General features: G+C 70.7%; 15 protein-coding genes, 1 tRNA gene and 2 rRNA genes. 4 read left to right on the top strand and 14 right to left on the bottom strand.

Features of this window, described 5'->3' with window-relative positions; genetic code table 11:
• Nucleotides 1-59: 59 nt before the first annotated feature.
• The 3 genes from ACFZDA_RS00090 (at nt 60) to ACFZDA_RS00080 (ending at nt 6,711) form a co-directional block, all read left to right on the top strand.
• Nucleotides 60-5,024, top strand: a complete 4,965-nt coding sequence (locus ACFZDA_RS00090; RefSeq protein WP_391072510.1) for an ATP-dependent helicase — start codon at nt 60-62, stop codon at nt 5,022-5,024.
• A 62-nt stretch (nt 5,025-5,086) separates the two neighbouring features.
• Nucleotides 5,087-5,914, top strand: a complete 828-nt coding sequence (locus tag ACFZDA_RS00085) for a DNA-formamidopyrimidine glycosylase family protein (protein WP_391072507.1) — start codon at nt 5,087-5,089, stop codon at nt 5,912-5,914.
• A gap of 32 nt (nt 5,915-5,946) precedes the next feature.
• Entirely contained in the window at nt 5,947-6,711 is a 765-nt protein-coding gene (locus ACFZDA_RS00080; protein ID WP_391072504.1) for an SDR family oxidoreductase, read from the top strand.
• A gap of 92 nt (nt 6,712-6,803) precedes the next feature.
• On the opposite strand, the gene ACFZDA_RS00075 is transcribed toward ACFZDA_RS00080, so the two are convergent.
• The 10 genes from ACFZDA_RS00075 to ACFZDA_RS00030 form a co-directional block, all read right to left on the bottom strand.
• The gene (locus ACFZDA_RS00075; protein WP_391072501.1) at nt 6,804-7,058 is read right to left on the bottom strand and encodes a hypothetical protein; all 255 of its coding nucleotides are present in this window, start codon (nt 7,056-7,058) and stop codon (nt 6,804-6,806) included.
• Between the two features lie 235 nt (nt 7,059-7,293).
• Nucleotides 7,294-7,764, bottom strand: coding sequence for a Dps family protein (locus ACFZDA_RS00070; RefSeq protein ID WP_086561915.1), 471 nt, complete (start codon nt 7,762-7,764; stop codon nt 7,294-7,296).
• A gap of 223 nt (nt 7,765-7,987) precedes the next feature.
• Complete coding sequence (locus ACFZDA_RS00065; protein ID WP_020276318.1) at nt 7,988-8,368, bottom strand: helix-turn-helix domain-containing protein; 381 nt, start codon at nt 8,366-8,368, stop codon at nt 7,988-7,990.
• A gap of 109 nt (nt 8,369-8,477) precedes the next feature.
• The gene (locus tag ACFZDA_RS00060) at nt 8,478-9,023 is read right to left on the bottom strand and encodes a nicotinamide-nucleotide amidohydrolase family protein (protein WP_391072496.1); all 546 of its coding nucleotides are present in this window, start codon (nt 9,021-9,023) and stop codon (nt 8,478-8,480) included.
• Nucleotides 9,020-9,913 carry a CDP-diacylglycerol--glycerol-3-phosphate 3-phosphatidyltransferase gene (pgsA, locus tag ACFZDA_RS00055; RefSeq protein WP_391072493.1) on the bottom strand — a complete coding sequence of 298 codons (894 nt, stop codon included), beginning with the start codon at nt 9,911-9,913 and terminating at the stop codon, nt 9,020-9,022. The genes ACFZDA_RS00060 and pgsA overlap by 4 nt, the downstream gene beginning before the upstream one ends.
• A complete protein-coding gene (gene rimO, locus ACFZDA_RS00050; RefSeq protein WP_391072491.1) occupies nt 9,910-11,391 on the bottom strand; it encodes a 30S ribosomal protein S12 methylthiotransferase RimO in 1,482 nt (493 codons plus the stop codon). Before rimO ends, pgsA begins: the two co-directional genes overlap by 4 nt.
• A gap of 93 nt (nt 11,392-11,484) precedes the next feature.
• Nucleotides 11,485-12,339 carry a RodZ domain-containing protein gene (locus tag ACFZDA_RS00045; protein ID WP_391072488.1) on the bottom strand — a complete coding sequence of 285 codons (855 nt, stop codon included), beginning with the start codon at nt 12,337-12,339 and terminating at the stop codon, nt 11,485-11,487.
• Between the two features lie 260 nt (nt 12,340-12,599).
• Nucleotides 12,600-15,335: a DNA translocase FtsK gene (locus ACFZDA_RS00040; protein ID WP_391072485.1), complete on the bottom strand. Its 2,736-nt coding sequence runs from the start codon at nt 15,333-15,335 to the stop codon at nt 12,600-12,602.
• A 127-nt stretch (nt 15,336-15,462) separates the two neighbouring features.
• Entirely contained in the window at nt 15,463-16,143 is a 681-nt protein-coding gene (locus ACFZDA_RS00035) for a response regulator (protein WP_391072482.1), read from the bottom strand.
• Between the two features lie 307 nt (nt 16,144-16,450).
• Entirely contained in the window at nt 16,451-21,922 is a 5,472-nt protein-coding gene (locus ACFZDA_RS00030; RefSeq protein WP_391072479.1) for a HAMP domain-containing protein, read from the bottom strand.
• Nucleotides 21,923-22,300: 378 nt separating this feature from the next.
• Between ACFZDA_RS00030 and ACFZDA_RS00025 the strand changes: the two genes are divergently transcribed.
• Nucleotides 22,301-25,054: a SpoIIE family protein phosphatase gene (locus ACFZDA_RS00025; protein WP_391072476.1), complete on the top strand. Its 2,754-nt coding sequence runs from the start codon at nt 22,301-22,303 to the stop codon at nt 25,052-25,054.
• Between the two features lie 53 nt (nt 25,055-25,107).
• On the opposite strand, the gene ACFZDA_RS00020 is transcribed toward ACFZDA_RS00025, so the two are convergent.
• The 4 genes from ACFZDA_RS00020 to ACFZDA_RS00005 form a co-directional block, all read right to left on the bottom strand.
• A tRNA-Thr gene (locus ACFZDA_RS00020) sits at nt 25,108-25,183 on the bottom strand.
• 74 nt (nt 25,184-25,257) lie between these two features.
• A complete protein-coding gene (locus ACFZDA_RS00015; RefSeq protein ID WP_391074507.1) occupies nt 25,258-25,920 on the bottom strand; it encodes a DegT/DnrJ/EryC1/StrS family aminotransferase in 663 nt (220 codons plus the stop codon).
• A gap of 114 nt (nt 25,921-26,034) precedes the next feature.
• Nucleotides 26,035-26,151: ribosomal RNA gene (gene rrf / locus ACFZDA_RS00010) — 5S ribosomal RNA — on the bottom strand.
• A gap of 95 nt (nt 26,152-26,246) precedes the next feature.
• Nucleotides 26,247-26,319, bottom strand: a 23S ribosomal RNA gene (locus tag ACFZDA_RS00005); the annotation flags it as partial.

Genomic DNA, 26,319 nt, shown 5'->3' with positions numbered 1-26,319 from the left:
GGCTCCGCGAAGAGCAGCGCAGGAGCATCGATGTCAGTGCCTGGGTGCACGATGGACGCATGCCCAGCAAAGCACCCGGACCCCTGGACGGCTTCTCCCCCGCGACCCGCGCCTGGTTCTCGGGCGCCTTCTCGGCGCCCACCACGGCCCAGTCCGGTGCCTGGCAGGCCATTCACCAGGGCTCGGATGTGCTGGTCGTCGCCCCCACGGGCTCCGGCAAGACCCTGGCCGCCTTCCTCGCCGCCCTGGACCAGCTCGCCTCGACCCCACCCCCCGCCGACCCGAGGAAGCGCTGCCGGGTCCTGTACATCTCCCCGCTGAAGGCCCTGGCCGTGGACGTCGAGCGCAACCTCCGCAGCCCTCTGACGGGCATCCGCCAGGAATCCGTGCGGATGGGCCTGCCCGAGCCCGAGGTCAAGGTGGGCATCCGCTCGGGCGACACCCCCGCCGCCGAGCGCCGCGCCCTGTCCACCCGCCCGCCGGACATCCTGATCACGACCCCCGAGTCGCTGTTCCTGATGCTGACGTCGGCCACGCGCGACGCGCTGACCGGTGTGGAGACGGTGATCCTCGACGAGGTGCACGCGGTCGCGGGCACCAAACGCGGCGCCCACCTCGCGCTCTCCCTGGAGCGGCTGGACGAGCTCCTCCCCAAGCCCGCCCGCCGCATCGGCCTCTCCGCGACGGTCCGCCCGGTCGACGAAGTGGCCCGTTTCCTCTCGCCCCGCCGCAAGGTGGAGATCGTCCAGCCCGAGTCGGGCAAGGAGTTCGACCTCTCCGTGGTGGTCCCGGTCGAAGATCTGGGCGAGTTGGGCGGCTCCCCGGTGGCGGACGGCTCGGAGGGCGCCGAGCGCCCGTCGATCTGGCCGCATGTGGAGGAGCGGATCACCGACCTCGTGCAGTCCCACCGCTCCACGATCGTCTTCGCGAACTCCCGCCGCCTCGCGGAGCGCCTGTGCAACCGCCTGAACGAGATCGCGTACGAACGGGCCACGGGCGAGACCCTCGACGAGCACCACTCCCCCGCCGAGCTCATGGGCGGTTCGGGAGCCGCCCAGGGCGCGCCCCAGGTCATCGCCCGTGCCCACCACGGCTCGGTGTCCAAGGAGCAGCGTGCCCTGGTGGAGGAGGACCTGAAGGCGGGCCGCCTCCCGGCGGTCGTGGCCACGTCCAGTCTCGAACTGGGCATCGACATGGGCGCGGTCGACCTGGTGGTCCAGGTCGAATCGCCCCCCTCGGTGGCCTCCGGTCTGCAACGCGTCGGACGGGCGGGCCACCAAGTGGGCGCGGTCTCCACCGGTGTGGTCTTCCCGAAGTACCGCGGCGACCTGGTCCAGGCGGCCGTGGTGACCGAGCGCATGCGGACCGGCTCCATCGAGTCCCTCAGGGTCCCCGCCAACCCGTTGGACGTCCTGGCCCAGCAGATCGTCGCCATGACGGCCATGGACACCTGGCAGTTCGACGACCTCCTCGCCGCCGTCCGCCGGGCCGCCCCCTTCGCCTCGCTCCCGGAGTCGGCGTTCACGGCGGTCCTCGACATGCTGGCCGGTCGCTACCCGTCCGACGCCTTCGCCGAGCTGCGCCCGCGCGTCGTGTGGGACCGCGTCACGGGCGAGATCACGGGCCGCCCCGGCGCGCAGCGCCTCGCCGTCACCTCCGGGGGCACGATCCCCGACCGCGGCCTCTTCGGCGTCTTCCTCGCGGGAGCCGATCCAAAGAAGGGCGGCGGCCGGGTCGGCGAGCTCGACGAGGAGATGGTCTACGAGTCCCGCGTCGGCGACGTCTTCACGCTCGGCACCAGCTCCTGGCGCATCGAGGACATCACCCGCGACCGCGTCCTGGTCTCCCCCGCCCCCGGCGTACCGGGCCGGCTGCCCTTCTGGAAGGGCGACCAGCTGGGCCGCCCGCTCGAACTGGGCCGGGCGGTGGGCGCGTTCCTGCGCGAGGTCGGCTCGCTGTCCAAGGACGACGCCCGGCTGCGCCTCCTCGCCGCCGGCCTGGACGCCTGGGCGGCGGACAACGTGCTCTCCTACCTGGACGAGCAGCGCGAGGCCTGCGGCCACGTCCCGGACGACCGGACGATCGTCGTGGAGCGCTTCCGCGACGAACTCGGCGACTGGCGCGTGGTCGTCCACTCCCCCTTCGGCGCCCAGGTGCACGCCCCCTGGGCCCTCGCGCTCGGCGCGAAACTCTCCGAGCGTTACGGCATGGACGCACAGGTCATGCACGCCGACGACGGGCTGGTGCTCCGCCTGCCGGACGCCGACCTGATGGGCCTGGACCTGCTGGACCAGGAGCCCGTGAAGCTGGGCCGGGAGTACGACGCCGAGCAGGCCCCCGTGGGCGCCGCGGACGTCGTCTTCGACAAGGGCGAGGTCGACCAGGTCGTCACCGACCAGGTGGGCAGCTCGGCGCTGTTCGCGGCCCGGTTCCGCGAGTGCGCCGCCCGCGCGCTGCTGCTCCCGCGCCGCAACCCGGGCAAGCGCACGCCGCTGTGGCAGCAGCGCCAGCGCGCCTCCCAGCTGCTCCAGGTGGCGAGCGAGTTCGGCTCGTTCCCGATCGTCCTGGAGGCGGTCCGCGAGTGCCTCCAGGACGTCTTCGACGTTCCCGGGCTCGTCGAGCTGATGGGCGACCTGGAGTCCCGCAAGGTGCGCCTCGTCGAGGTCACCACCCCCGAGCCGTCCCCCTTCGCGCGCTCCCTCCTCTTCGGCTACGTCGCCCAGTTCCTGTACGAGGGCGACTCGCCGCTCGCCGAGCGCCGCGCCGCGGCCCTGTCGCTGGACTCGCGGCTGCTGGCCGAGCTGCTGGGTCAGGCGGAGCTGCGCGAGCTGCTCGACGCGGAGGTGCTGACGGAGCTGGAGCGGGAGCTTCAGTGGCTCACCGAGGACCGCCGCGTCAAGGACGCCGAAGGCGTCGCGGACCTCCTCCGCCTCCTCGGCCCGCTCACGGACGCGGAACTGGCCGAGCGGGGCGCCGAACCCCAGTGGGCCCATGACCTGGCCGGCACCCGGCGGGCCATCAGGGTCCGGATCGCGGGCATTGACCACTGGGCGGCGATCGAGGACGCGGGCCGGCTGCGCGACGCACTGGGCACCGCGCTGCCGGTCGGCGTCCCGGAGGCCTTCACGGAGCCCGTCAAGGACCCGCTCGGCGACCTCCTCGCGCGCTACGCCCGCACCCACGGCCCGTTCACCTCGACCACGGCGGCGTCCCGCTTCGGCCTGGGCGTGGCCGTCACCGAGGGCGCCCTCCAGCGGCTGGCCGCTGCGGGCCGGGTCGTGCAGGGCGAGTTCCACCCGGCCGGGATCGGCCAGGAGTGGTGCGACGCGGCCGTGCTGCGCCGGCTGCGCCGCCGCTCCCTGGCCGCCCTGCGCCATGAGCTGGAGCCGGTGCCGCCGGCCGCACTCGCCCAGTTCCTTCCCCAGTGGCAGCACATCGGCAAGGGGCACTCCCTGCGCGGCATCGACGGCCTGGTGCGCGCCATCGAGCAGGTGCAGGGCGCGTCCGTGCCCGCCTCCGCCCTGGAGAAGCTGGTCCTGCCCTCCCGGGTCGTGAACTACAACCCGGCCATGCTGGACGAGCTCACCGCCGCCGGAGAGGTCGTCTGGGCCGGGGCGGGCTCCCTCCCCGGCAAGGACGGCTGGGTCTCCCTCTACCTGGCGGACGCGGCCCCCCTGCTCCTGCCGCCCCCGCACCCCCTGGAGCTGACCGCCCTGCACCAGTCCGTCCTGGACACCCTCTCCGGCGGCTACGGCCTGTTCTTCCGCCAGATCGCCGACCAGGTCCGGGCCACCACCCACCCCGACGCCACCGATCCCCAGCTGGCCGACGCGCTCTGGGACCTGGCCTGGTCCGGACGCCTGACCAACGACACACTCGCCCCCATGCGCTCCCTGCTCGGCTCGGGCCGCACCGCCGGCTCCACGGCCCACCGCGCCAAGCGCGCGGTCCCGCGCGGCCGCTACGGCTCCCTGACGGCAGCGGCCCGACCCGGCTCCCGCTCCGGCCCGCCGACCGTCGCCGGACGCTGGTCCCTGCTCCCGGCCCATGAGCCGGACCCGACGGTGCGGGCCCACGCCCTCGCCCGCACCCTCCTCGACCGGCACGGCGTGGTGACCAGGGGCGCGGTCTCGGCGGAGGGAGTCGAGGGCGGCTTCTCGGCGACGTACCGCGTCCTGTCCGCCTTCGAGGACAGCGGCCAGGCCCGCCGCGGCTACGTCGTGGAGGGACTCGGCGCCGCGCAGTTCGCGATGGACGGTGCCGTGGACCGGCTGCGCGCGGTGGCCAACGCCCGCGACCGCGGCGAGGACCTGCCCGGCCCCCCTCCGGGCCCCGACCTCGATCATCCGTTCCCCGCGCACGACTTCCCCGCGCATGACTTCCCGGCCCATGACTTCGCCGGACAGGACGACGGGCTCCCGCCCAACGACCACCCCGGCGACCCCGGCGACCCCGGCCCCGACGGCTTCCCCGGCCTCGGCCCCGCCTACGTCACCCCGGCCCCCCAGCCGTCCAGGGACGAGTACGTCTCGCCGCGGGACTACCCCCCGCAGGACCTCCCGCCCTGGCAGAACGGCGGACGCGCACTCCACGCCCCCGGACCGCCGGGCCGCCGCAACCGCCCGGACCCCGCCTCGCGGGCGGTCGTCCTCGCCGCCGCCGATCCGGCGAACGCGTACGGCGCCGCCCTGCCCTGGCCCGAGCCCCCGACCGGCGCCGGGCACAAGCCGGGCCGCAAGGCGGGCTCCCTGGTCGTGCTCGTCGACGGCGAGCTGACGCTCTACATGGAGCGCGGCGGCAAGACCCTGCTCGCCTGGGGCACGGACCCGGACGGCGACCCCACCGACGACCCCCGCCTGCGCACCGCGGCCGAGGCCCTGGCCGCAGCCGCCCGCGCGGGCTCCCTCGGCACGGTCACGGTGGAGCGCGTCAACGGAGCCCAGGCCCTGACCTCCCCCATCGGCACCCTCCTGGAAGGAGCGGGCTTCATCGCGACCCCCCGGGGCCTCCGCCTGCGCGCCTGATCGTCCCGGCAACCTGATCGTCCCGGCGACATGCCCGTCCCGGCGACATGCACACTTGAACCATGCCCGAAGGTGACACGGTCTGGCAGGCCGCGAGCCGACTGCACCACGCCCTCGCGGGCAAGGTGCTGACCCGCAGCGACCTCCGGGTGCCCCGGCTCGCCACGGCCGACCTCACGGGCCGTACGGTTCTCGACGTCACCCCGCGCGGCAAACACCTCCTGACCCGCGTCGAAGGCGGCCTGACCCTGCACTCCCACCTGCGGATGGACGGCTCCTGGAAGGTGTACGCGAACGGCATGCGCTGGGGCGGCGGCCCGGGCCACCAGATCCGCGCGATCCTGGGCAACGCCGACAGCACGGCCGTCGGCTACCGCCTCCCCGTTCTGGAACTCCTGCGCACCACCGACGAGCACCGCGTGGTCGGTCACCTCGGCCCCGACCTCCTGGGCCCGGACTGGGACCCCGACCGGGCCCTCGCCCGTCTCCTCCAGGACCCCGCCCGCCCCCTCGGCGAGGCCCTGCTCGACCAGCGCAACCTCGCCGGTATCGGCAATGTCTACAAGAGCGAGCTCTGCTTCCTGCTCGGCGTCACCCCCTGGCTCCCCGTCGGCGACCTGCCCGCAGAGCGCGCCGCCCAGCTTCCCGCACTCGCCAAGAGGCTGCTGGAGACCAACCGCGACCGCCTGATCCGCACGACGACGGGCCAACGCGGCCAGGACCTCTTCGTGTACGGCCGGGCGCCCCGCCCCTGCCTGCGCTGCCACACCTCCGTGCGTGTCGCCGACCAGGGCGACGGCTCCCGCGAACGCCCCACGTACTGGTGCCCGACCTGCCAGCGGGGCCCCGCCCCGGCCCCGTCCCGAAGCCGGCGCAGCCACACCAATTGACGACCCGTCAGAAACGCTCGTACGGTCCTCGTATGCCCCTCACGGCGTACGACCTCACCGGCCGCACCGCGTTCGTCACCGGAGCCGCGAGCGGCATCGGACGTGCCTCGGCGCTCCTGCTCGGGGAGGCCGGCGCCACCGTGCACTGCGCGGACCGCGACCCCGAGGGCCTGCACGAGACGGCGACCCTGATCAAGGACGGCGGCGGCACCGCCCACACCCACACCCTCGACGTCACCGACCGCGCCCGCCTGAGGCAGGCCATCACCTCCTGCGAACGCCTTGACGTCCTGGCCGCGATCGCCGGGATCATGCACAGCAGCCCCGTCCTGGAGACTCAGGACGAGGACCTCGACCGAGTACTCGACGTCAACTTCAAGGGTGTGCTGTACGCCTGCCAGGAGGCGGCCCGCCTGATGATCGCCCGGGACACCCGGGGAAGTATCGTCACCATGGCCTCGGGCGCCGTCGACAGCGGCGCCCCCGGGCTGCTCTGCTACGGCGCGGCCAAGGCGGCGGTGGTCCAGCTGACCAAGACCCTCGCGACCGAGGTGGGCCGGCACGGCATCCGCGTCAACGCGATCGCACCGGGCTGGGTCCGTACGCCCATGACCGACCGCCACGACAGCGAGACCCAGGCGAAGACAGAGGCCGTCATGGCCCGTATGTCACCCCTGCGCCGGGTCGGCGCCCCCGAGGACATCGCCCACGCGGTCCTCCACCTGGCATCCGACGCCTCCGCCTTCACAACGGGCCAGATCATCCGCCCGAACGGCGGCGTGGCGATGCCCTGGTAGGAAACAGCCACACCTGGCACAGCCCCGCCCACCCGAAGACGTCCCCCACGGCCCCGAAGCAACCCGAGCGACCCGAGCGACCCGCCAGGGCGTCACCCCCTCCGCGACACCACACCCCGGCCCCCCACTCCCAGCACCCTCCGCCACCGCCCCGCACCGACGGCCCCACTCGCCCGCCCCTTCGGCACGCAGTGCACCGGCAGCACGCTCAGCCCCCACCCCCCGGCCGCGACTGTCGCCTCCAGCACCCCCGCCCCGGGCGCGACCACCAGCCGCAGCACCGCCCACCACCACAGCGCCCCCAGCCCCAGTACAGCTCCGCGGGCCCCCCAGCGCCCTATCCCCATGGCCGCCACCTCCAGCCCGACGCTATGCGGCTGCCCAGGCCGGCGGACAGGGCGCACCAACGGCACACAGGCGCACCGCGCGCCCCACCGCGCCGAACTGCGAGACGGCGAGCCACGAGACCCCGAGCCACGAGACCGCGAGCCGCGAAGCCACGATTCCCGAAGGCACGAGCCGCGAAGCCACGCGCGGCGGACCCTCCGGCCGCCCCGTCGTCCGCTGCCGCGCCCGCTGCGGTCACCCGTTCTCGGCCTGGAACATCCAGTGATGCTTCTCCAGGTCCGCCGTGATCCCGATGAAGATGTCCTGACTCACCGGATCCGGCTCCCCGGTCGCCTCGACCCGCTCCCGCATCCGCGCGATCACCGCACCCAGCGCCTCGACGAGCGCCCCGACGGCGGTCATGTCGTCGACCCACCCCTCGGGGGTCACACCGATCCCGCTGCCGACGGCGACCGTCGCGGCACGCCCGTCGGGGGAGATCCCGAGCGCCGCGGCGCGCTCCGCCACGGTGTCGGAGTACTTCCGCGCGGTGTCGACGACCTCGTCGAGCTGGAGATGCACGGAACGGAAGCGCGGCCCCACCACGTTCCAGTGGATCTGCTTCGCCACGAGGGCGAGGTCCACCAGGTCGACGAGGGCACCCTGCAACGCCTCGGACACGGTCTTCAGGCTCGCGTCGGACAGCGGGCTCTTCACGACGTACATCCGCACCTCCGTTGGCTTCCCCCCACCATCCCCTCAACGATGACCGCCGCACGCCCTACCGGCAAACGCAAACAAATCGGGCACAATCCTGCCCGGCAGTCTGCGGGCAAGCGAAAACCCCGACCGACACCTCTCCGGATCTCCCGGAGAACCCCGGCCGGGGCCTCACCAGTCCTCGGCGCCTGATCAGCGCCGCTCGTTCATGCCACGCACGCGCGAAGCGTCACGCGGCGGTGGCGGCCACCGCCTCGGCGGGCGCCTTGATGGTCACCCGTTCCGGTGGCACACCGGTCACCGAAACGGAACCCAGCATCGGGCGAACCGGCGTGGGTACAGGTTCGCTGGGGGTGGCCGCAGCGGACTGGGCCAGCTCAGCGAGGGCGAGCTCATCGCTCACTTCCCGCATCAGCTCGGACATCCGTACGTCCAGCGCGTCGCAGATGGCGGAGAGCAGTTCGGAGGAAGCCTCCTTCTGCCCCCGCTCCACCTCGGAGAGATAGCCGAGTGAGACTCGGGCGGACGAGGAGACTTCGCGCAGAGTACGGCCCTGGCGCTGGCGCTGCCGACGCAGCACGTCACCCAGCAGGCGACGGAGCAGAATCATCGGTGGCTCCCTCCTCGGACCGCGTAGCCGCATCCATTACGCCCCACCGTACCGCCTTGCGCCGCGGCCGTGCGGGGAGCGATGTCGTGTTCACTCAGGGCTGCAAACATCAAAACCCCCCGTTCCGTTCCGTATCCTGTGCCCGCTCATTCCCAGTCTGTTCGCCCGCAAGCTCCTTCAGGAGCAGTGCGAGTACGCTCCGTACACTCTCTCTACGAATTTCCTCGCGGTCGCCGTTCAACCGCAGAGCCACCACTTTTCCGCCGCCGGCAGAACCGGAATCGACCCTCCGGGGTCCGTCCACGGCGACGAAGACCGTCCCGACGGCCTGTCCGTCCTGCGGCTCGGGGCCCGCGACACCGGTGGTCGCGATGCCCCAGTCCGTGCCGAGCGCTTTGCGCACTCCGGCCGCCATCTGGGCCGCGACCTGCGGATCCACGGCTCCTCGCGCCGCCAGCAGGGCGGCGTCGACACCCAGCAGTTCATGCTTCAGTTCGGTGGCGTAGGCCGTCACCGAACCTCGGAAGACCTTGGACGCCCCGGGGACGGATGTGATCTCCGCCGCAACGAGACCACCTGTCAGCGACTCCGCGACGGCGAGCGTCCCGCCCTTCACCGTGAGTAGTCGCACCACGTCGGTGGCCGTGGAACTCACGCTTCCGTCTCCTCCAACGCGGCCTTGCGCTCGGCGATTCCCTGCCTGCGCAGCACAATGGCCTGTTTCACATAGTCGAGCCCGGTCACCACGGTCAGAACGACCGCCGCGGCCATCACCCAGAACCTCAGGGTGGCCAGCCACCCCGTCAGCGCCAGCACATACATGCCCACGGCCACGCCCTGGGTGAGCGTCTTGAGCTTGCCTCCGCGGCTGGCGGGGATGACGCCGTACCGAATGACCAGAAAACGCAGCAGGGTGATCCCGAGTTCCCGGCCGAGGATGACGCCGGTCACCCACCACGGCAGATCGCCGAGCGCGGACAGACAGATCAGTGCCGCACCCATGATCGCCTTGTCGGCGATGGGATCGGCGATCTTCCCGAAGTCCGTGACCAGGTTGTACGTGCGCGCCAGGTGACCGTCGAAGAGGTCGGTGATCATGGCGATGGCGAAGGCCGCCCAGGCGAGGGCCCGCCACGCCGGGTCGTACCCGCCGTCCGCGAGCATCAGCGCGACGAAGGCCGGTACGAGGATCAGCCGGAGCATGGTCAGGAGGTTGGCGACGTTCCAGACGCTGGCCTGGTTGACGGCCGCGGCCGCCAGCTTCGCGCCCCGCGCCGGCTTCCCGTCGTCCTGCGCGCCGACGACGGCGCCCTCGGAGCCGTCACCGACAGCGGCACCACCGCCATCGGCACCGGCCGCCGCAGCCTGCCGCGCACCTGCCGCCTCGGCGGCACCGCCCTGCCCCGCACCGGCCGTGCCGCCCTCGGCCGACCGCGCGGCCGACCGGCCCGCGGAAGCCCCGAGAACCTTCCCCGGAGCCGCACCGGCCGCGGCTCTCCTCGCGCCGGAGGGGCCTCCCGCCGCGGATGCCGGAACACCGGTCATCTGCCCGCCTCCTCACTCCACGCCGGCGACGCGAACGAGCCCTGAAGCGGCTCGGCCACCAGGTCGACGCCCTCCGTACCGACCACCTTCGCCTCGACCATACGGCCGCTGCTCAGACCCGCGCCGCTCGTGAGCAGCACCTGGCCGTCCGTCTCGGGCGCCTGGTGCGCCGCGCGGCCGTACACGCCCTCCTCGTCGTCGACGGACTCGACGAGCACGTGCACCGTCTGGCCGACGCGCTCCTCGGCGCGCTGCGAGACGAGTTCCTCGGCCAGCCGCGAGACGCGGGCCAGCCTCTCGGTGACGACGTCCTCGTCGAGCTTGTTCTCGTAGGTCGCCGCCTCCGTGCCCTCCTCGTCGGAGTAGCCGAAGACGCCGATGGCGTCCAGCCGCGCGCCGTTCAGGAACCGCTCCAGCTCGGCGAGGTCGGCCTCGCTCTCGCCGGGGAAGCCGACGATGAAGTTGGAACGCACGCCGGCCTCGGGTGCCTTGCTGCGGATCGTGTCGAGCAGTTCCAGGAACCGGTCGGTGTCGCCGAAGCGGCGCATCGCGCGCAGCACGCCGGGCGCGGAGTGCTGGAAGGACAGGTCGAAGTAGGGCGCGACCTTCGGGGTCGAGGTCAGCACGTCGATCAGGCCCGGCCGCATCTCCGCGGGCTGCAGGTAGCTCACCCGGACCCGCTCGATGCCGTCCACCTCGGCGAGTTCGGGCAGCAGCGACTCCAGCAGGCGGATGTCGCCGAGGTCCTTGCCGTAGGAGGTGTTGTTCTCGGAGACCAGCATGATCTCCTTCACACCCTGCTCGGCCAGCCAGCGCGTCTCGTTCAGCACATCGCTGGGGCGGCGCGAGATGAACGAGCCGCGGAAGGAAGGGATGGCGCAGAAGGAGCACCGCCGGTCGCAGCCGGAGGCGAGCTTCACGGAGGCGACCGGAGAGCCGTCCAGACGGCGGCGCAGGGGCGCGCGCGGCCCGGAGGCCGGGGCGAGGCCCTCCGGGAGGTCGGCCGGGGCGTGCCCGGGCAGGGAGACCGAGGTGGCCGACTCCTGCCGCTCGGCCGGGCTGATGGGCAGCAGCTTGCGACGGTCGCGCGGGGTGTGCGAGGCGTGGATGCCGCCGTTGAGGATGGTCTGCAGCCGGTCCGAGATGTCCGAGTAGTCGTCGAACCCGAGCACACCGTCGGCCTCGGGGAGGGCCTCGGCGAGTTCCTTGCCGTACCGCTCGGCCATGCAGCCCACCGCCACGACGGCCTGGGTTCTGCCATGTCCCTTGAGGTCGCCCGCCTCCAGGAGGGCGTCGACGGAGTCCTTCTTGGCGGCCTCGACGAAGCCACAGGTGTTCACGACGGCGACGTCCGCGTCCTCGGCGTCCTCCACGAGCTGCCAGCCGTCCGCCTCCAAACGGCCTGCGAGCTCCTCCGAGTCCACCTCGTTACGGGCGCAGCCAAGGGTGACGAGTGCGACGGTACGGCGTTCAGGCATGGGCTCAAGAGTACTTCGTCCCGCTGACACCCCGCGTCGACGGGGTTGGCCGTTTCCAGGCCAACCCCGTAGTGACTGCGCCCTTCGGGCCGGTCATCCGGCCTCGGGGTCGCCCTTCGTGTACGTCAGGCGCTCCACGGCGCCCGGCTGGAAGTCATCCTTGATCTTCTTGCCGTTGACGAAGAGGTCGATCGCGCCGGCGTCCCCGAGGACGAGGTGCACCTTCGAGCTGTCCTGGAAGGTCTTGGTCTCACCCTGCTTGAGGACCCCGTCGAAGATCAACCGGCCGTTGTGGTCCTTGGCGGCGATCCAGCTGCGGCCGTCGGCGGCGGCCACCTGGACCGTCACCTTGTCCTGAGGCGCGGCCGCGATGGCACTGTCGGACGCCTCGGGCTTGGGGTCGGTGGGCTTCTTGGTCTTGGTGGTCGGGGAGGCGGAGCCACCGGTCGTGGGCGTGGAGCCCTCGGCCACGTTCCCCTCGCCGGCGCTGTCGCCGCCGCCCTGGAACATGGTGAACCCGACGAATCCGATCACGGCGACGATCGCGGCGACCATGGCGGCGGTCCAGTTGGGCCCCCGCCGCTCCGGGCGGATGCGTTCCGCCTCGAAGAGGGGAGCTGCCGGGGTCGGAGCCGGGCGCCCGCCGTGCTCGTCGCCGTACTGGGCGAGCAGCGGCTCCGGGTCGAGGTTGACGGCCTTGGCGAGGGTCCTGATGTGCCCTCGGGCATAGACGTCCCCACCGCAGACGGTGAAGTCGTCCGCCTCGATGGCGTGCACGATGTTCATGCGGACCCGGGTGGCGCTGCTGATGTCGTCGACGGTCAGCCCAGCGGCGATACGCGCCTGCCGAAGGGCACGGCCGATGGAGGGGCGGGCTTCCTCGCGGTCTTCTTCGACGCGGTCGTCTTCGAACGGACGCTCGTCTTCAGGGGAGTTGCCGATGGACACGGGGGCGCCTTTCGAGCGTGTAGCCGCCTGTGCTGGAGGTTCAGTCTAGGGGGGGTACAAAAGGGTGGGGCAACCGGGCGGTGGCACTTTGTACGCCATCGGAATGGCCCGACATTCCGATGGTGGGGAAGCTGTTCCTCGCTTCCCTCAACTTGACGTATGCCGAAGGGAAACGGTTGCTCAAGGAACCCTTACGGGTGAGTCACGATCCGGACACCCGAATGCAGTACGACTCGGCGTGGCGGCCGTGACCAGCTTCCCTACCCTTCAGACTCCCCACGGATCAGCGCCAGCACGCCATCCAGCTCATCAGGCTTCACAAGAACGTCACGAGCCTTGGAACCCTCGCTCGGCCCCACGATGTTCCGGGACTCCATGAGGTCCATCAGCCGCCCGGCCTTGGCGAAGCCGACGCGCAGTTTGCGCTGGAGCATGGACGTCGACCCGAACTGCGTGGAGACGACCAGTTCGGCCGCCTGGCACAGCAGGTCGAGGTCGTCGCCGATGTCCTCGTCGATCTCCTTCTTCTGCTTGGTCCCGACGGTGACGTCGTCCCGGAAGACGGGCGCCATCTGGTCCTTGCAGTGCTGGACGACTCCCGCGATCTCCTCCTCGGTGACGAAGGCGCCCTGCATACGGGTGGGCTTGTTGGCGCCCATCGGCAGGAACAGCCCGTCGCCCTTGCCGATGAGCTTCTCGGCGCCCGGCTGGTCGAGGATGACCCGCGAGTCGGCGAGCGAGGACGTGGCGAAGGCCAGCCGCGACGGCACGTTCGCCTTGATCAGGCCGGTGACGACGTCGACCGACGGCCGCTGCGTGGCGAGCACCAGATGGATGCCGGCCGCGCGCGCGAGCTGCGTGATGCGCACGATCGCGTCCTCGACGTCCCGCGGGGCGACCATCATCAGGTCGGCGAGCTCGTCGACGATGACCAGCAGGTACGGGTACGGCTGGAGCTCGCGCTCGCTGCCCTCGGGCGGTTTGACCTTGCCCTCGCGCACGGCCCGGTTGAAGTCGTCGATGTGCCGGTAGCCGTAGGCGGCCAGGTCGTCGTAGCGCAGGTCCATCTCGCGTACGACCCACTGGAGCGCCTCGGCGGCCCGCTTGGGGTTGGTGATGATCGGTGTGATCAGGTGCGGGATGCCCTCGTAGGCGGTCAGCTCGACCCGCTTGGGGTCGACGAGGATCATCCGGACGTCCTCGGGGGTCGCCCGCATCATGATCGAGGTGATCAGGCAGTTGATGCAGGACGACTTGCCGGAGCCGGTGGCGCCGGCGACCAGCATGTGCGGCATCTTCGCCAGCGAGTGCATGACGTAGCCGCCCTCGACGTCCTTGCCGAAGGCGACCAGCATCGGGTCGTCGTCCTCCGCGGACTCCGCGAGCCGCAGTACGTCACCGAGGTTGACCATCTCCCGGTCGGTGTTCGGGATCTCGATGCCGACCGCGGACTTGCCGGGGATGGGGCTGATGATCCGCACGTCCGGGCTGGCGACGGCGTAGGCGATGTTCTTGGCCAGCGCGGTGATCCGCTCGACCTTCACGGCGGGGCCGAGCTCGATCTCGTAGCGCGTCACCGTCGGCCCGCGGGTGAAGCCGGTGACGTTGGCGTCCACCTTGAACTCGGTGAACACGTTGGTCAGTGCGGCGACTATGGCGTCGTTGGCGGCGCTGCGCGCCTTTCCGGGGCCTCCGCGCGTGAGGAGGTCGAGGGACGGCAGCGCGTACGTGATGTCCCCGGACAGCTGGAGTTGTTCCGCACGCGGGGGCAGGTCGCGGGGCTTGGCGGGCGGCGACTTGGTGAGGTCGCGGACGCCCGCCTTCGGCCTCTGCTGCTCGGGCTCGTCCTGCTTCAGCTTCTCCTGCTGGGGCCGCGCGGCCGGGACGGGCGTCGGCGTGGTCGCCTCGCGGTCTCCGACGGTCACGCCCTGGGTGAGGTCCGCGACGATCGGCGAGGGCGGCATGCCGTGCAGCACGGCCCCGTCGAGCGCGGCGGCCGCCGCGGCGGCGACGTCCACGGCGTCCATGGGCCGGTCCATGTCGGGCTGCGGCACGGCGGACCGCCGGGGGCGGCCGCGGCGCCGGGCGAGCGCCTCCTGCTCGGCGCTGTCGGGGTCATAGGCCGCGGGCCCCGGCGCACGCCGGCCGCGGGGGCGCGCGGGCAGCGCCTCACGCCACTGCTCGTCGTAGCGCTCGTCGTCGTCCCCGAACTCGTCCTCGGCGGGGTCACGGAGGATGCCGAGCCGCACCCCGGCCTGCCGCAGCCGCTGCGGAATGGCGTTGACCGGGGTGGCCGTGACGACCAGCAGTCCGAAGACCGTCAGCAGCACCAGCAGCGGCACGGCGAGCATCTCGCCCATGGCGTACGACAGCGGAGTCGCCATGGCCCAGCCGATGAGGCCGCCGGCGTCCCTTATGGCCTGCATGCCGTCGCCGCGCGCGGGTGCGCCGCAGGCGATGTGGACCTGGCCGAGCACGCCGATGACGAGCGCGGACAGGCCGATGACGATGCGTCCGTTGGCCTCGGGCTTCTCCGGGTGGCGGATGAAGCGCACGGCGATGACGGCGAGCAGGATCGGCACGAGCAGGTCGAGTCGGCCGAAGGCACCGGTCACCAGGATCTCGACCAGGTCGCCCACGGGGCCCTTCAGGTCGGCCCAGGTACCCGCGGCGACGATCAGGGCGATGCCGAGCAGCAGCAGGGCGACGCCGTCCTTGCGGTGCGCCGGGTCCAGGTTCTTGGCGCCCTGCCCTATGCCGCGGAACACGGCGCCGACGGCGTGTGCGACGCCGAGCCACAGGGCGCGCACGAGCCGGTAGATGCCCCCGGTCGGGCTGGGAGCCGGCTTGGGCGCGGCTTTCTTCGCCGCGGCCTTCTTGGCGGGCGCCTTCTTCGCGGGAGCCTTTTTGGCAGCGGCCTTCTTCGCCGGAGCCTTCGCCGAACCGGCCGCCTTCTTCGCGGGCGGCTTCTTGGCTGCGGAGGGACGTGAGGCCATGGATGTGAGGTTACCGGGGGAGACGACAAGGGACACGTGTGCCTACGGCTTCACCCGTTCGTGTCGCTTCGGGAGAGGCACAGAACTGACGCGGGCTCATGTGCGCACAACCGCGCCTGCCCAGGCGTCAGTTCTGCGAGGACACCGACGAAGTGCTCCCGGTGCCCGGCTCCAGCGCGTCCAGCGCCCGCCGCAACCCCGTGAGCTTGCGCTCCAGATGAGCCGCCGTGGCCACCGCCGCCGCGTCCGTCGAGTCGTCGTTGAGCTGCTTGGTCAGCGCCTCGGCCTGCTCCTCGACGGCCGCGAGCCGCGCGGAGAGCTCGGCGAGCAGCCCGGCCGACTCCTTGGCCTCGCCGTCCGCGTCCTTGCCGTTGCCCTCCAACTGGAGCCGCAGCAGCGCCGCCTGCTCACGCAGCTGGCAGTTCTTCATGTACAGCTCGACGAAGACGGAGACCTTCGCGCGCAGCACCCACGGGTCGAACGGCTTGGAGATGTAGTCGACCGCTCCCGCCGCGTACCCCCGGAAGGTGTGGTGCGGCCCGTGGTTGATCGCGGTCAGGAAGATGATCGGGATGTCCCGGGTCCGCTCCCGCCGCTTGATGTGCGCGGCTGTTTCGAAGCCGTCCATGCCCGGCATCTGGACGTCCAGCAGGATGACCGCGAAGTCGTCCGTGAGCAGCGCTTTGAGCGCTTCCTCCCCGGACGATGCCCGCACCAGCGTCTGATCGAGCGCAGAGAGGATCGCCTCCAGCGCAAGCAGATTCTCCGGCCGGTCATCGACCAGGAGGATCTTGGCCTTCTGCACCATGGCCCGCCCTCCTCGCCCCGGCGTGGGGCCTCCCCTGTCCGCAGGACCTGGGGTCGCACCGGTGGGTGCCGCCCCAGGGGACGACTCCCTTGCGCCGCCCGTCCTTGTGCCGGTCATCGTAGCCGCACCCCGCCTGTCGCCACACCCTGTCACCGTGATGTCACTGTGCTCGTAGCAGAAACGCAGCAGGAGACCAGAAGGTTCCCCAGATCTCGTACTTCTACACGACTATGCGCACTCCGAGTTCGCAACTCCGTGTGAACATCGAACCTTCCCGCCAACGTTGCGTAACGGTCCAACGTTCCCCTCACTCCCCTCGCATCCACTGATCCATCACCGTCAGCAGGTGATCGGGGTCCACCGGCTTCGTGACGTAGTCGGAGGCACCCGACTCGATCGCCTTCTCCCGGTCGCCCTTCATCGCCTTCGCGGTCAGGGCGATGATCGGCAGTCCGGCGAACTGCGGCATCCTGCGGATCGCCGTGGTCGTCGCGTACCCGTCCATCTCGGGCATCATGATGTCCATCAGGACGACCGCCACGTCGTCGTGCTGCTCCAGCACCTCGATGCCCTCACGGCCGTTCTCCGCGTACAGCACGGACAGGCCGTGCTGCTCCAGGACACTGGTCAGCGCGAAGACGTTGCGGATGTCGTCGTCGACGATCAGGACCTTCTGGCCGCCGAACCGGATGCCGCGCTGCGTCTTCGGCGCCGCCTGCTGCTCCTCGGCCGTCCACTGCTCCTGCTGCGCCGGGCGCGGTGCCAGCTCCGGCATCCTGCGCCGCCGCCGGAACAGGGCGGCCGGCCCGTTCTGCGTTTCGCGGTACGACTTCACCTCGGCCGGGGTCTCGGCCTCGACCTCGGACAGCTCGGACAGGTCCGACGTCGACGCCATCAGGCCACCGGGCTCCAGGGACGGCAGCTGCTGCTGATAGCCCTGCGGCGGCAGTTCGCTGGGGTGCAGCGGCAGGTACAGCGTGAACGTCGAGCCGCGGCCCGGCTCGCTCTGCGCGTGGATCTCACCGCCGAGCAGCTGGGCGATCTCCCGCGAGATGGACAGCCCGAGACCCGTACCGCCGTACTTGCGGCTGGTCGTGCCGTCGGCCTGCTTGAACGCCTCGAAGATCACCCGCATCTTGCTGGACGCGATGCCGATCCCGGTGTCGGTCACGGAGAACGCGATCAGCTCGGCCTCCGGATCGGTCAGCGACCCCGTCTCCAGCAGCTGCTCCCGGATCTTCTGCGGCACGTCGTCCCGCGCCGGCCTGATGACCAGCTCCACCGACCCGGAGTCGGTGAACTTCACCGCGTTCGACAACAGGTTCCGCAGCACCTGGAGCAGCCGCTGCTCGTCGGTGTGCAGGGTCGCGGGCAGCTCCGGCGACACCCGTACGGACAGGTCCAGGCCCTTCTCCGCGGTCAGCGGCCGGAAGGTGGCCTCCACGTAGTCCACGAGCTGGACGAGCGCGATCCGCGTCGGGGAGACGTCCATCTTGCCCGCCTCGACCTTCGACAGGTCGAGGATGTCGTTGATGAGCTGGAGCAGGTCGGAACCGGCCCCGTGGATCGTCTCGGCGAACTCGACCTGCTTCGGGGAGAGGTTCCCCTCGGCGTTGTCGGCGAGCAGCTTGGCCAGGATCAGCAGCGAGTTGAGCGGCGTCCGCAGTTCGTGCGACATGTTCGCCAGGAACTCGCTCTTGTAGCGCATCGACACGGCGAGCTGCTCGGCGCGCTCCTCCAGGACCTGCCGCGCCTCCTCGATCTCCGTGTTCTTGACCTCGATGTCGCGGTTCTGCTGGGCCAGCAGCTCGGCCTTCTCCTCCAGTTCGGCGTTGGACGCCTGGAGGGCCTTCTGCCGCTGTTCCAACTCCGCGGAGCGCTCGCGCAGTTGCTCGGTCAGCTCCTGCGACTGCGCCAGCAGCAGCTCGGTCTTGGTGTTGACGGAGATGGTGTTGACGCTGGTGGCGATCATCTCCGCGATCTGGTTGAGGAAGTCCTTCTGGATCTGCGTGAACGGCGTGAAGGACGCCAGCTCGATGACGCCGAGCACCTTCCCCTCGAACAGCACCGGCAGCACGATCACCTGCGCGGGCGGCGCCTCGCCGAGCCCCGAGGAGATCCTCAGGTAGCCGCTGGGCGCGTTCTCCACCAGGATCGTGCGCTTCTCCGTCGCGGCCGTGCCGATCAGCGCCTCACCGGGCTGGAACGACGTCGGCATGGAGCCCATCGAGTAGCCGTACGAGCCGAGCATGCGCAGCTCGTACTGGTCGTCGTCGGCGGCGTTCATGTCCTCGCCGTCGACCAGCGGCATCGCCAGGAAGAACGCGCCGTGCTGCGCGGACACCACGGGCGTCAGCTCGCTCATGATCAGCGAGGCCACGTCCTCCAGGTCGCGGCGGCCCTGCATCAGCGCGGAGATCCGGGCCAGGTTGCCCTTGAGCCAGTCCTGCTCCTTGTTGGCGATCGTGGTGTCGCGCAGGTTGGCGATCATCTTGTTGATGTAGTCCTGGAGCTCCTGGATCTCCCCGGACGCGTCCACGTCGATCTTCAGGTTCAGATCGCCGCGGGTCACCGCGGTCGCCACGCGCGCGATGGCCCGCACCTGCCGGGTCAGGTTCCCGGCCATCTCGTTCACGGACTCGGTCAGGTCCCGCCACGTGCCGTCGACGTCACGCACGCGTGCCTGCCCGCCGAGCTGCCCCTCCGTGCCCACCTCGCGGGCGACCCGGGTGACCTCCTCGGCGAAGGACGACAGCTGGTCGACCATCGTGTTGATGGTCGTCTTCAGCTCCAGGATCTCCCCGCGCGCGTCGATGTCGATCTTCTTCGTCAGGTCACCCTTGGCGATGGCCGTGGTCACCATCGCGATGTTGCGCACCTGACCGGTCAGGTTGGACGCCATCTGGTTCACGGACTCGGTGAGGTCCTTCCACGTACCGGCCACACCCGGCACGTGCGCCTGCCCGCCCAGGATGCCGTCCGTGCCCACCTCACGGGCCACCTTGGTGACCTGCTCGGCGAACGAACTCAGCGTCTTCACCATCGTGTTGATGGTGTCGGCGAGCTGCGCGACCTCACCGCGCGCCTCGATGGTGACCTGCCGCGTCAGGTCACCGTTGGCCACCGCCGCCGAGACCTGGGAGATGTTCCGCACCTGTGTGGTGAGGTTCTTGGCCATCAGGTTGACGTTGTCGCTCAGGTCCTTCCAGATGCCCGTGACACCCGGCACATGCGCCTGACCGCCCAGGATGCCCTCGGTGCCCACCTCACGGGCCACCCGGGTGACCTGCTCGGCGAAGGAGGACAGCTGGTCCACCATCGTGTTGACGGTCGTGACGAGTTCGAGGATCTCGCCCTTGGCGTCGACGGTGATCTTCTTCGACAGATCGCCCCGGGCCACCGCGGTCGTGACCTCGGCGATGTTGCGCACCTGGATGGTCAGGTTGTTGGCCATGCCGTTCACGGACTGGGTGAGGTCCTTCCAGGTGCCGGAGACGCCCTGCACCTCGGCCTGGCCGCCCAGGATGCCCTCCGTACCCACCTCACGGGCCACCCGCGTGACCTCCTGGGCGAACGACGACAGCTGGTCCACCATCGTGTTCAGGGTGTTCTTCAGCTCCAGGATCTCGCCGCGCGCGTCCACGTCGATCTTCTGCGACAGATCACCCCGGGCCACCGCGGTCGCCACCTGCGCGATGTTGCGCACCTGCGCCGTGAGGTTGCCGGCCATGCCGTTCACGGAGTCCGTCAGGTCGCGCCACACACCGGCGACCCCGGGCACCTGCGCCTGACCGCCCAGCCGCCCGTCCGTCCCCACCTCGCGGGCGACCCGGGTCACCTGGTCGGCGAAGGCCGAGAGCTGGTCGACCATCGTGTTGATGGTGTTCTTCAGCTCCAGGATCTCGCCGCGCGCGTCCACGTCGATCTTCTGCGACAGATCACCCCGGGCCACCGCCGTCGTCACCTGCGCGATGTTGCGCACCTGGGAGGTGAGGTTCCCGGCCATGGAGTTGACGGAGTCGGTGAGCTCCTTCCACGTCCCGGACACGCCGTCCACCTGGGCCTGACCGCCGAGACGGCCCTCGGTGCCCACGTCCCGGGCCATCCGGGTCACCTGGTCGGCGAAGCTCGACAGCTGGTCCACCATGGTGTTCACGGTGTTCTTCATCTTGAGCATCTCGCCGGAGACGTCGACCGTGACCTTCTGCGACAGGTCACCGTTGGCCACAGCCGTCGTCACCTGCGCGATGTTGCGCACCTGTCCGGTGAGGTTCCGGAACGCCGTGTTGACGGAGTCCGTCAGGTCCTTCCAGGTCCCCGCCACACCCGGCACCTGCGCCTGACCGCCCAGCTCGCCTTCGACACCGATCTCTCGGGCCACACGGGTCACTTCGGCACCGAAGGCGGACAGCTGGTCCACCATCGTGTTGACGGTGTTCTTCAGCTCCAGCATCTCGCCGGCCACATCCACCGTGACCTTCTGCGACAGGTCACCATTGGCCACCGCCGTCGTCACGGCGGCGATGTCCCGCACCTGAGTGGTCAGATTCCGGAAGACCGTGTTCACCGAATCGGTGAGGTCCTTCCACGTCCCCGCCGCACCCGGCACATTCGCCTGACCGCCGAGCCGCCCCTCGGCCCCGACCTCGTTGGCCACCCGCGTGACCTCGTCCGCGAAGATCCGCAGCGTCTCGGTCATCTGGTTGATCGTCTCGGCGAGTTGCGCGACCTCGCCCCGCGCCTGCACCGTGACCTTCCGCGACAGGTCACCGTTGGCGACGGCCGTCGTCACCTCCGCGATCCCCCGCACCTGGGCGGTGAGGTTCCCCGCCATGGTGTTGACGGAGTCCGTGAGCTCCTTCCAGACACCGTCCACCCCGGGCACCTGCGCCTGCCCGCCCAGCGCACCCTCGGTGCCCACCTCACGGGCCACCCGGGTCACCTCGGACGAGAACGCCGACAACTGGTCCACCATTGTGTTGACGGTGTTCTTCAGCTCCAGCATCTCGCCGGCGACCTGAACCGTGACCTTCCGGGACAGATCACCCTTGGCGACCGCCGTCGTCACCAGCGCGATATCCCGCACCTGAGCGGTGAGCCGGTACGCCATCGTGTTGACGGAGTCCGTGAGATCCCGCCATGAACCCGACATACCGCGCACACGGGCCTGCCCGCCCAGCTTGCCCTCCGTGCCCACCTCACTGGCCACACGCGTGACCTCGTCGGTGAACGTCGACAGCTGGTCGACCAGGTTGTTGACGGTCCGCCCGACCTTCAGGAACTCACCGCGCAACGGCTGCCCGTTCCCGTCCGGCACCTGCGTCCGCAGCTCCATGCGCGGCGACAGATCACCCTCGGCCACCGCGGACAGCACCCGGCTGACCTCGGAAACCGGCCGCACCAGGTCGTCCACCAGGGCGTTCGAGTTGTCGATCGCGGTCGCCCAGGAGCCCTCGCAGGCCCCCGTCTCCAGCCGCTCGGTGAGCTTGCCCTCCCGGCCCACCATCCGCCGCACCCGCGAGAGCTCACCCGTCAGATGCAGATTGCGGTCGGCCACCTCGTTGAAAACCGCCGCGATCTCGGCCATCACGCCGTCCCCGGACACCGTGAGCCGCTTTCGGAAGTTGCCGTCCCGCATCGCCACCAGGGCGACCATCAGCCGGTTCAGGGCTGCCGTGTCCACCTCAGTCGTGCCGCTGCGCACTTTTCCCTGGTTGCTCGGGGACTGTCCGCCTTTCGCGCGCGTCCTCTTGCCACGCGTCGCTGCGCCAGACTCCACTGTGTCCCTCCCGCAGGGGTCGACCGTCTCTGTCGTGCCGGGGTACCGCGCTCGCCGTACCGGTTACTACTGCGTATTCTGTGCCCTGCATACCAGGCCGTGCCCAGGGGGCTGCTGCCCCCCGTACGCAGAAGACATTCAGCCTGCCCGGACTTTCACAAGAAGCTTGCCCAGTGTTTCACCCTGCCCGAACCAGGCCATAACAGTTCGGCAGCTTCGCACATCGTCCGCACACCCTCAGGACGGAAACACTGCAGACCGGCATCCGCATGGACCGCGAAGGTAAGTAACCTTGCATCCGGCTGTCCAGCCGCGCCGGTTCGTCCGGCCTGGGCGGTGGCACGAAGACGAGCGGGCATCGGAGGGGCGGCCGCACACATGACCACCGGACTGATCCCTGGGGGACAGCCCCCGGACCCCGGGCCGACGGGCGGCCTGCCGCAACAGCGGCGCGAGCCGGTCGGCCCCGCAGCCCAGCACGTCGAGAACCGGTCGAGGAGTTCTGTGATCACCGCGCGCGCGGCCGCCAGCTTCGAGCCCGTCGGGCGATCTGTCGCGAGCGCCCGCTCCTTCGTCCGCGACACCCTCCAGGGCTGGGGTTTCGCGGACATCGTCGACGACGCCGTCGTTCTCACCAGCGAACTGGTGACCAACGCCGTGGTCCACGCGGGCACCTCCGCCGACCTGCTCTGCCTGCGCACCGACGAGGGCGTGCGCATCGAGGTGGCCGACCGGTACCCCGAGCGTGAGATCCCGCTCCAGGGCTCGGCCATCAACATGGGCAGTCCCGACCGGGAGGGCGGACGCGGCCTCCAGCTGTGCGCGGCCCTCGCCGGCCGCTGGGGCGTCGAGTACACCCCCACCCACAAGACCGTCTGGTTCCAACTCGACCTCCCGGCCAGGGTGGTGGGCACCCGCGCGGCCGGCCCCGCCCTCCCCGCCGACCTCCTCCCCCTCGCCGACGGCCGGGTCCGCGTGGCCGTCATCCAGATCGACCGCACCGGCCACATCACCGCCTGGAACGAGGACGCCGAGGACCTCTTCGGCTACCCGGCCGAGCAGGTCACCGGCAAGCCCCTGACCGACCTCGCGGCCTGGCCGCACACCCCGGGCACCAGCACCGGCATCGCGGAGGCACTCCAGCTCTCCCGCTGGGAAGGCAGCTACGGCATCCGCGCCGCCGACGGCCGCGTGACTCCCGTCTACGCCTCCCACCTGCGCGTCCGCGACACCGGCGGCGAACCGTCAACCGTGTGCCTCCTGGTACGGGACCACGAACGGGCCGTTCTCCAGACACCCCTGCGCGTCCCCGCCTCCGACACCTCCACCACCTCCGAGGGCCAGAGCACCGACCCCTTCGAGGTATTCATCGGCTACCCCGCCCCGGACGACCTCGACGGCCTCCTCCAGCGCACGGTCGAACGCGCCCGCGACATGCTCGACGGCGACTCCGCGTTCCTCCTCCTGGCCACCGACGACGAGACGGAACTGGAGGTCCGCGCCTCCACGGGCCTGCCCTCCGCCCGCCAGCGCTTCGCCCGCGTCCCCGTGGAGGCGGGCTCCGGCCGCTACGGCTCCGCCCGCATGCCGGCCGTCCACGACGACCTGACGGCGGTCCCCGGCGCGGTGCCGCTGCTGAACGGCACGGGCATGCGCTCGGTCGTCACCGTCCCGCTGAAGGTCGAGGGCCGCCTCACCGGCTCCCTCGGCGTCGCCGCCGAGGCCCCCGGCAGATACTCCAACGAGGAAGCCCTGCGCCTCCAGTTCGCCGCCGACCGCATCGCGCTCGCCGTCGAATCGGCCCGCCTCGGCGAACTGGAACGGCTGCGCCGCGGCTCCCTGAACTTCCTGGTCGAGGCCTCCGACCTGCTCGCCGGCACCCTGGACCGCGACCAGACCCTGGCCCTGATGGCCCAGATGACCGTCCCCACCCTCGCCACCTGGTGCGCCGTCTACACGATCGCCCACCAGGCCTCGGAGCCCTACCTGTCGTACGTCCTGCACGAGGACGAGGAACTCATCGACGGCATCAAGTCCCTGCTGTCGAAGGTCCCCCCGCCCGACCCGGTCCCCACCCCGGGCGCCCGCGTCTGGACGGCCCCCGCCGAGGTGGCCCACCAGGCGGCCCTCCGCAGCTCCATGCGCAGCCTCGGCCTCAGCGGCGGCCCGACACACCAGGTCACCCCCGGCATCGGCCCGACCCTCGCCACGGCATCGGCGGTGGGCGGCGAGACGGTCGTCCTCCCCCTGGTCGCCCGCAACCGCGTCATCGGCATGCTCACCCTCGGCAAGCCGACCGACGAGCACTTCCGCCAGGAGATCCTGGAACTCGCCGAAGACCTGTCCCGCCGGGCCGCCCTGGCCCTGGACAACGCCCGCCTCTACTCCGAGCGCACGGCCATCAGCCAGTCCCTCCAGCGCAGCCTCCTCCCCCCGGAACTTCCCGCGATCGAGGGAGTCGAGGTCGAGGTCATCTACCGCGCCGCCGGCGAGGGCAACGAGGTCGGCGGCGACTTCTACGACGTCTTCCCCATCCGCGACGGCGCCTACGGCTTCGCCATCGGCGACGTCTGCGGTACGGGCCCCAACGCGGCAGCGGTCACGGGCCTGGCACGCCACGCCCTGCGCCTCCTGGCCCGCGAGGGACTCAGCGGCCCGGCGGTCCTGGAACGCCTGAACTCCGCCATCCTCGACGAAGGCGCCCGCAGCCGCTTCCTCACGCTCCTCTACGGCGAGATGCGCCCCCAGGAGGACGGCAGTGCCGAACTGAAGGTCGTCTGCGCCGGCCACCCGCTCCCGCTGCGCCTGCGCCAGGACGGCTCGGTGGAACCGGCAGCCGAACCCCAGCCGCTCCTCGGGGTCATCGACGACCTGGAGCTCTATGAGCAGACGGTCACCCTCGATCCGGGCGACGTCCTCCTGTGCGTCACGGACGGCGTCACCGAACGCCGCGAAGGCGCCCGCATGTTGGGCGACGACGGCCTCGCCGACGTCCTGACGACCTGCACGGGCCTTACGGCCGGCGCGGTCGCGGCCCGCATCATGCGCGCGGTGGAACGCTTCGCGTCGGACGCCCCGTCCGACGACATGGCGATCCTGGCGATGCGCGTCCCGGGCCTCCACAAGGACTAGGACACACGGGAACACGAAAAAGGCCCCACCCGTGAGGGTGGGGCCTTTTGTGCTGGAGCCCCCAAACGGAATCGAACCGTTGACCTTCTCCTTACCATGGAGACGCTCTACCGACTGAGCTATAGGGGCCTGTCGCTTTGCGGGGTTTCCCGCGCGGCAACGGAATAGAGCATACCCCGAACAGACCCGTGCTCCCAACCACGTCAGAAAGCGGGCTGGAGAAGCCCTCCGAGGGCATTACAGGCGGACACGATCCGCTGCATGTCCCGCTTGGTCAGGGTGGCGTCCACCGGCAGTGCCAGCGTCTCGTCGGAAGCACGCTCCGTCTCCGGGAGAGAAACACACCGACGGAATTCGGGCAGTCGATGCACCGGGGTCTTCACCGGCACACGGCACTCGACTCCCCGGCCCCGCACAGCCCTGGCGAAAGCGTCCCGATCGGGCCGTCCATTGCCCGGTACGCGCACGACGTACTGCTGATAGGTGTGCCCGTCGCCGTCGTCCGGCGTCCGCACACCCCTCAGCTTCGCGTGGAGATAGGCCGCCCGCTCCCTGCGCTGGGCTATCTCGTCGTACGGCGCCTCGGACTCCCCGTGCTCCAGCACGAGCAGCCCGTGCCGTGCTCCCAGCGCGTGCAGCCGCGCGATGTCGGCGAGCCGGCCGAAGCGGTGGACGACCACAACGGCGGCGGTCCTCGGGGTCACCGTGGCCTCCACAGCGGAGGCATCGAGGCAGTAGCTGACCGGATCTATGTCGGCGAACACCGGCAGCGCCCCGGCCTTGGCCACGGCCTCGGCGACCTCGACGTTCCCGAAGGCCGGCACGACGACTTCGTCACCGAGTCCGACACCGGCGGCCCTGAGCATTGCAGCAGTACCCATGCTCTGGATGCTGATCGCGCAACGTGAACTTCAAGTGACGGAGAACAAAAAAGGGCTGGACCCGTAACCGAAGTTACGGGTCCAGCCCTGTCAATGATTGTTCGGCGGCGTCCTACTCTCCCACAGGGTCCCCCCTGCAGTACCATCGGCGCTGTAAGGCTTAGCTTCCGGGTTCGGAATGTAACCGGGCGTTTCCCCTACGCTATAACCACCGAAACACTATGAAACTGTCGAACCATGCCGCACCATGCCGTGACCATGGCATGGGGCCGTTCGTGGTTTCAGAACCAACACAGTGGACGCGAGCAACTGAGGACAAGCCCTCGGCCTATTAGTACCGGTCAACTCCACACGTTACCGTGCTTCCATATCCGGCCTATCAAC

Origin of the sequence: Streptomyces sp. NPDC007991 (assembly GCF_042958445.1) — a bacterium.
Lineage (GTDB): Bacteria > Actinomycetota > Actinomycetes > Streptomycetales > Streptomycetaceae > Streptomyces.
The sequence above is the reverse complement of the archived record's forward strand: the minus strand, read 5'-3'. Positions and strand labels throughout refer to the sequence as shown.

What these genes read in the sequence shown, in the direction of transcription:
- ACFZDA_RS00070 (WP_086561915.1), bottom strand. Translation starts at nt 7,764, where the DNA reads ATGTACGTCGTGAAGAGCCCGCTGTCCGACGCGAGCCTGAAGACCGTG.
- ACFZDA_RS00080 (WP_391072504.1), top strand. Translation starts at nt 5,947, where the DNA reads ATGCCCCTCACGGCGTACGACCTCACCGGCCGCACCGCGTTCGTCACC.
- ACFZDA_RS00015 (WP_391074507.1), bottom strand. Translation starts at nt 25,920, where the DNA reads ATGCTCAGGGCCGCCGGTGTCGGACTCGGTGACGAAGTCGTCGTGCCG.
- ACFZDA_RS00075 (WP_391072501.1), bottom strand. Translation starts at nt 7,058, where the DNA reads ATGGGGATAGGGCGCTGGGGGGCCCGCGGAGCTGTACTGGGGCTGGGG.
- ACFZDA_RS00025 (WP_391072476.1), top strand. Translation starts at nt 22,301, where the DNA reads ATGACCACCGGACTGATCCCTGGGGGACAGCCCCCGGACCCCGGGCCG.
- ACFZDA_RS00085 (WP_391072507.1), top strand. Translation starts at nt 5,087, where the DNA reads ATGCCCGAAGGTGACACGGTCTGGCAGGCCGCGAGCCGACTGCACCAC.
- ACFZDA_RS00065 (WP_020276318.1), bottom strand. Translation starts at nt 8,368, where the DNA reads ATGATTCTGCTCCGTCGCCTGCTGGGTGACGTGCTGCGTCGGCAGCGC.
- ACFZDA_RS00090 (WP_391072510.1), top strand. Translation starts at nt 60, where the DNA reads ATGCCCAGCAAAGCACCCGGACCCCTGGACGGCTTCTCCCCCGCGACC.
- ACFZDA_RS00035 (WP_391072482.1), bottom strand. Translation starts at nt 16,143, where the DNA reads ATGGTGCAGAAGGCCAAGATCCTCCTGGTCGATGACCGGCCGGAGAAT.
- pgsA (WP_391072493.1), bottom strand. Translation starts at nt 9,913, where the DNA reads ATGACCGGTGTTCCGGCATCCGCGGCGGGAGGCCCCTCCGGCGCGAGG.
- rimO (WP_391072491.1), bottom strand. Translation starts at nt 11,391, where the DNA reads ATGCCTGAACGCCGTACCGTCGCACTCGTCACCCTTGGCTGCGCCCGT.
- ACFZDA_RS00040 (WP_391072485.1), bottom strand. Translation starts at nt 15,335, where the DNA reads ATGGCCTCACGTCCCTCCGCAGCCAAGAAGCCGCCCGCGAAGAAGGCG.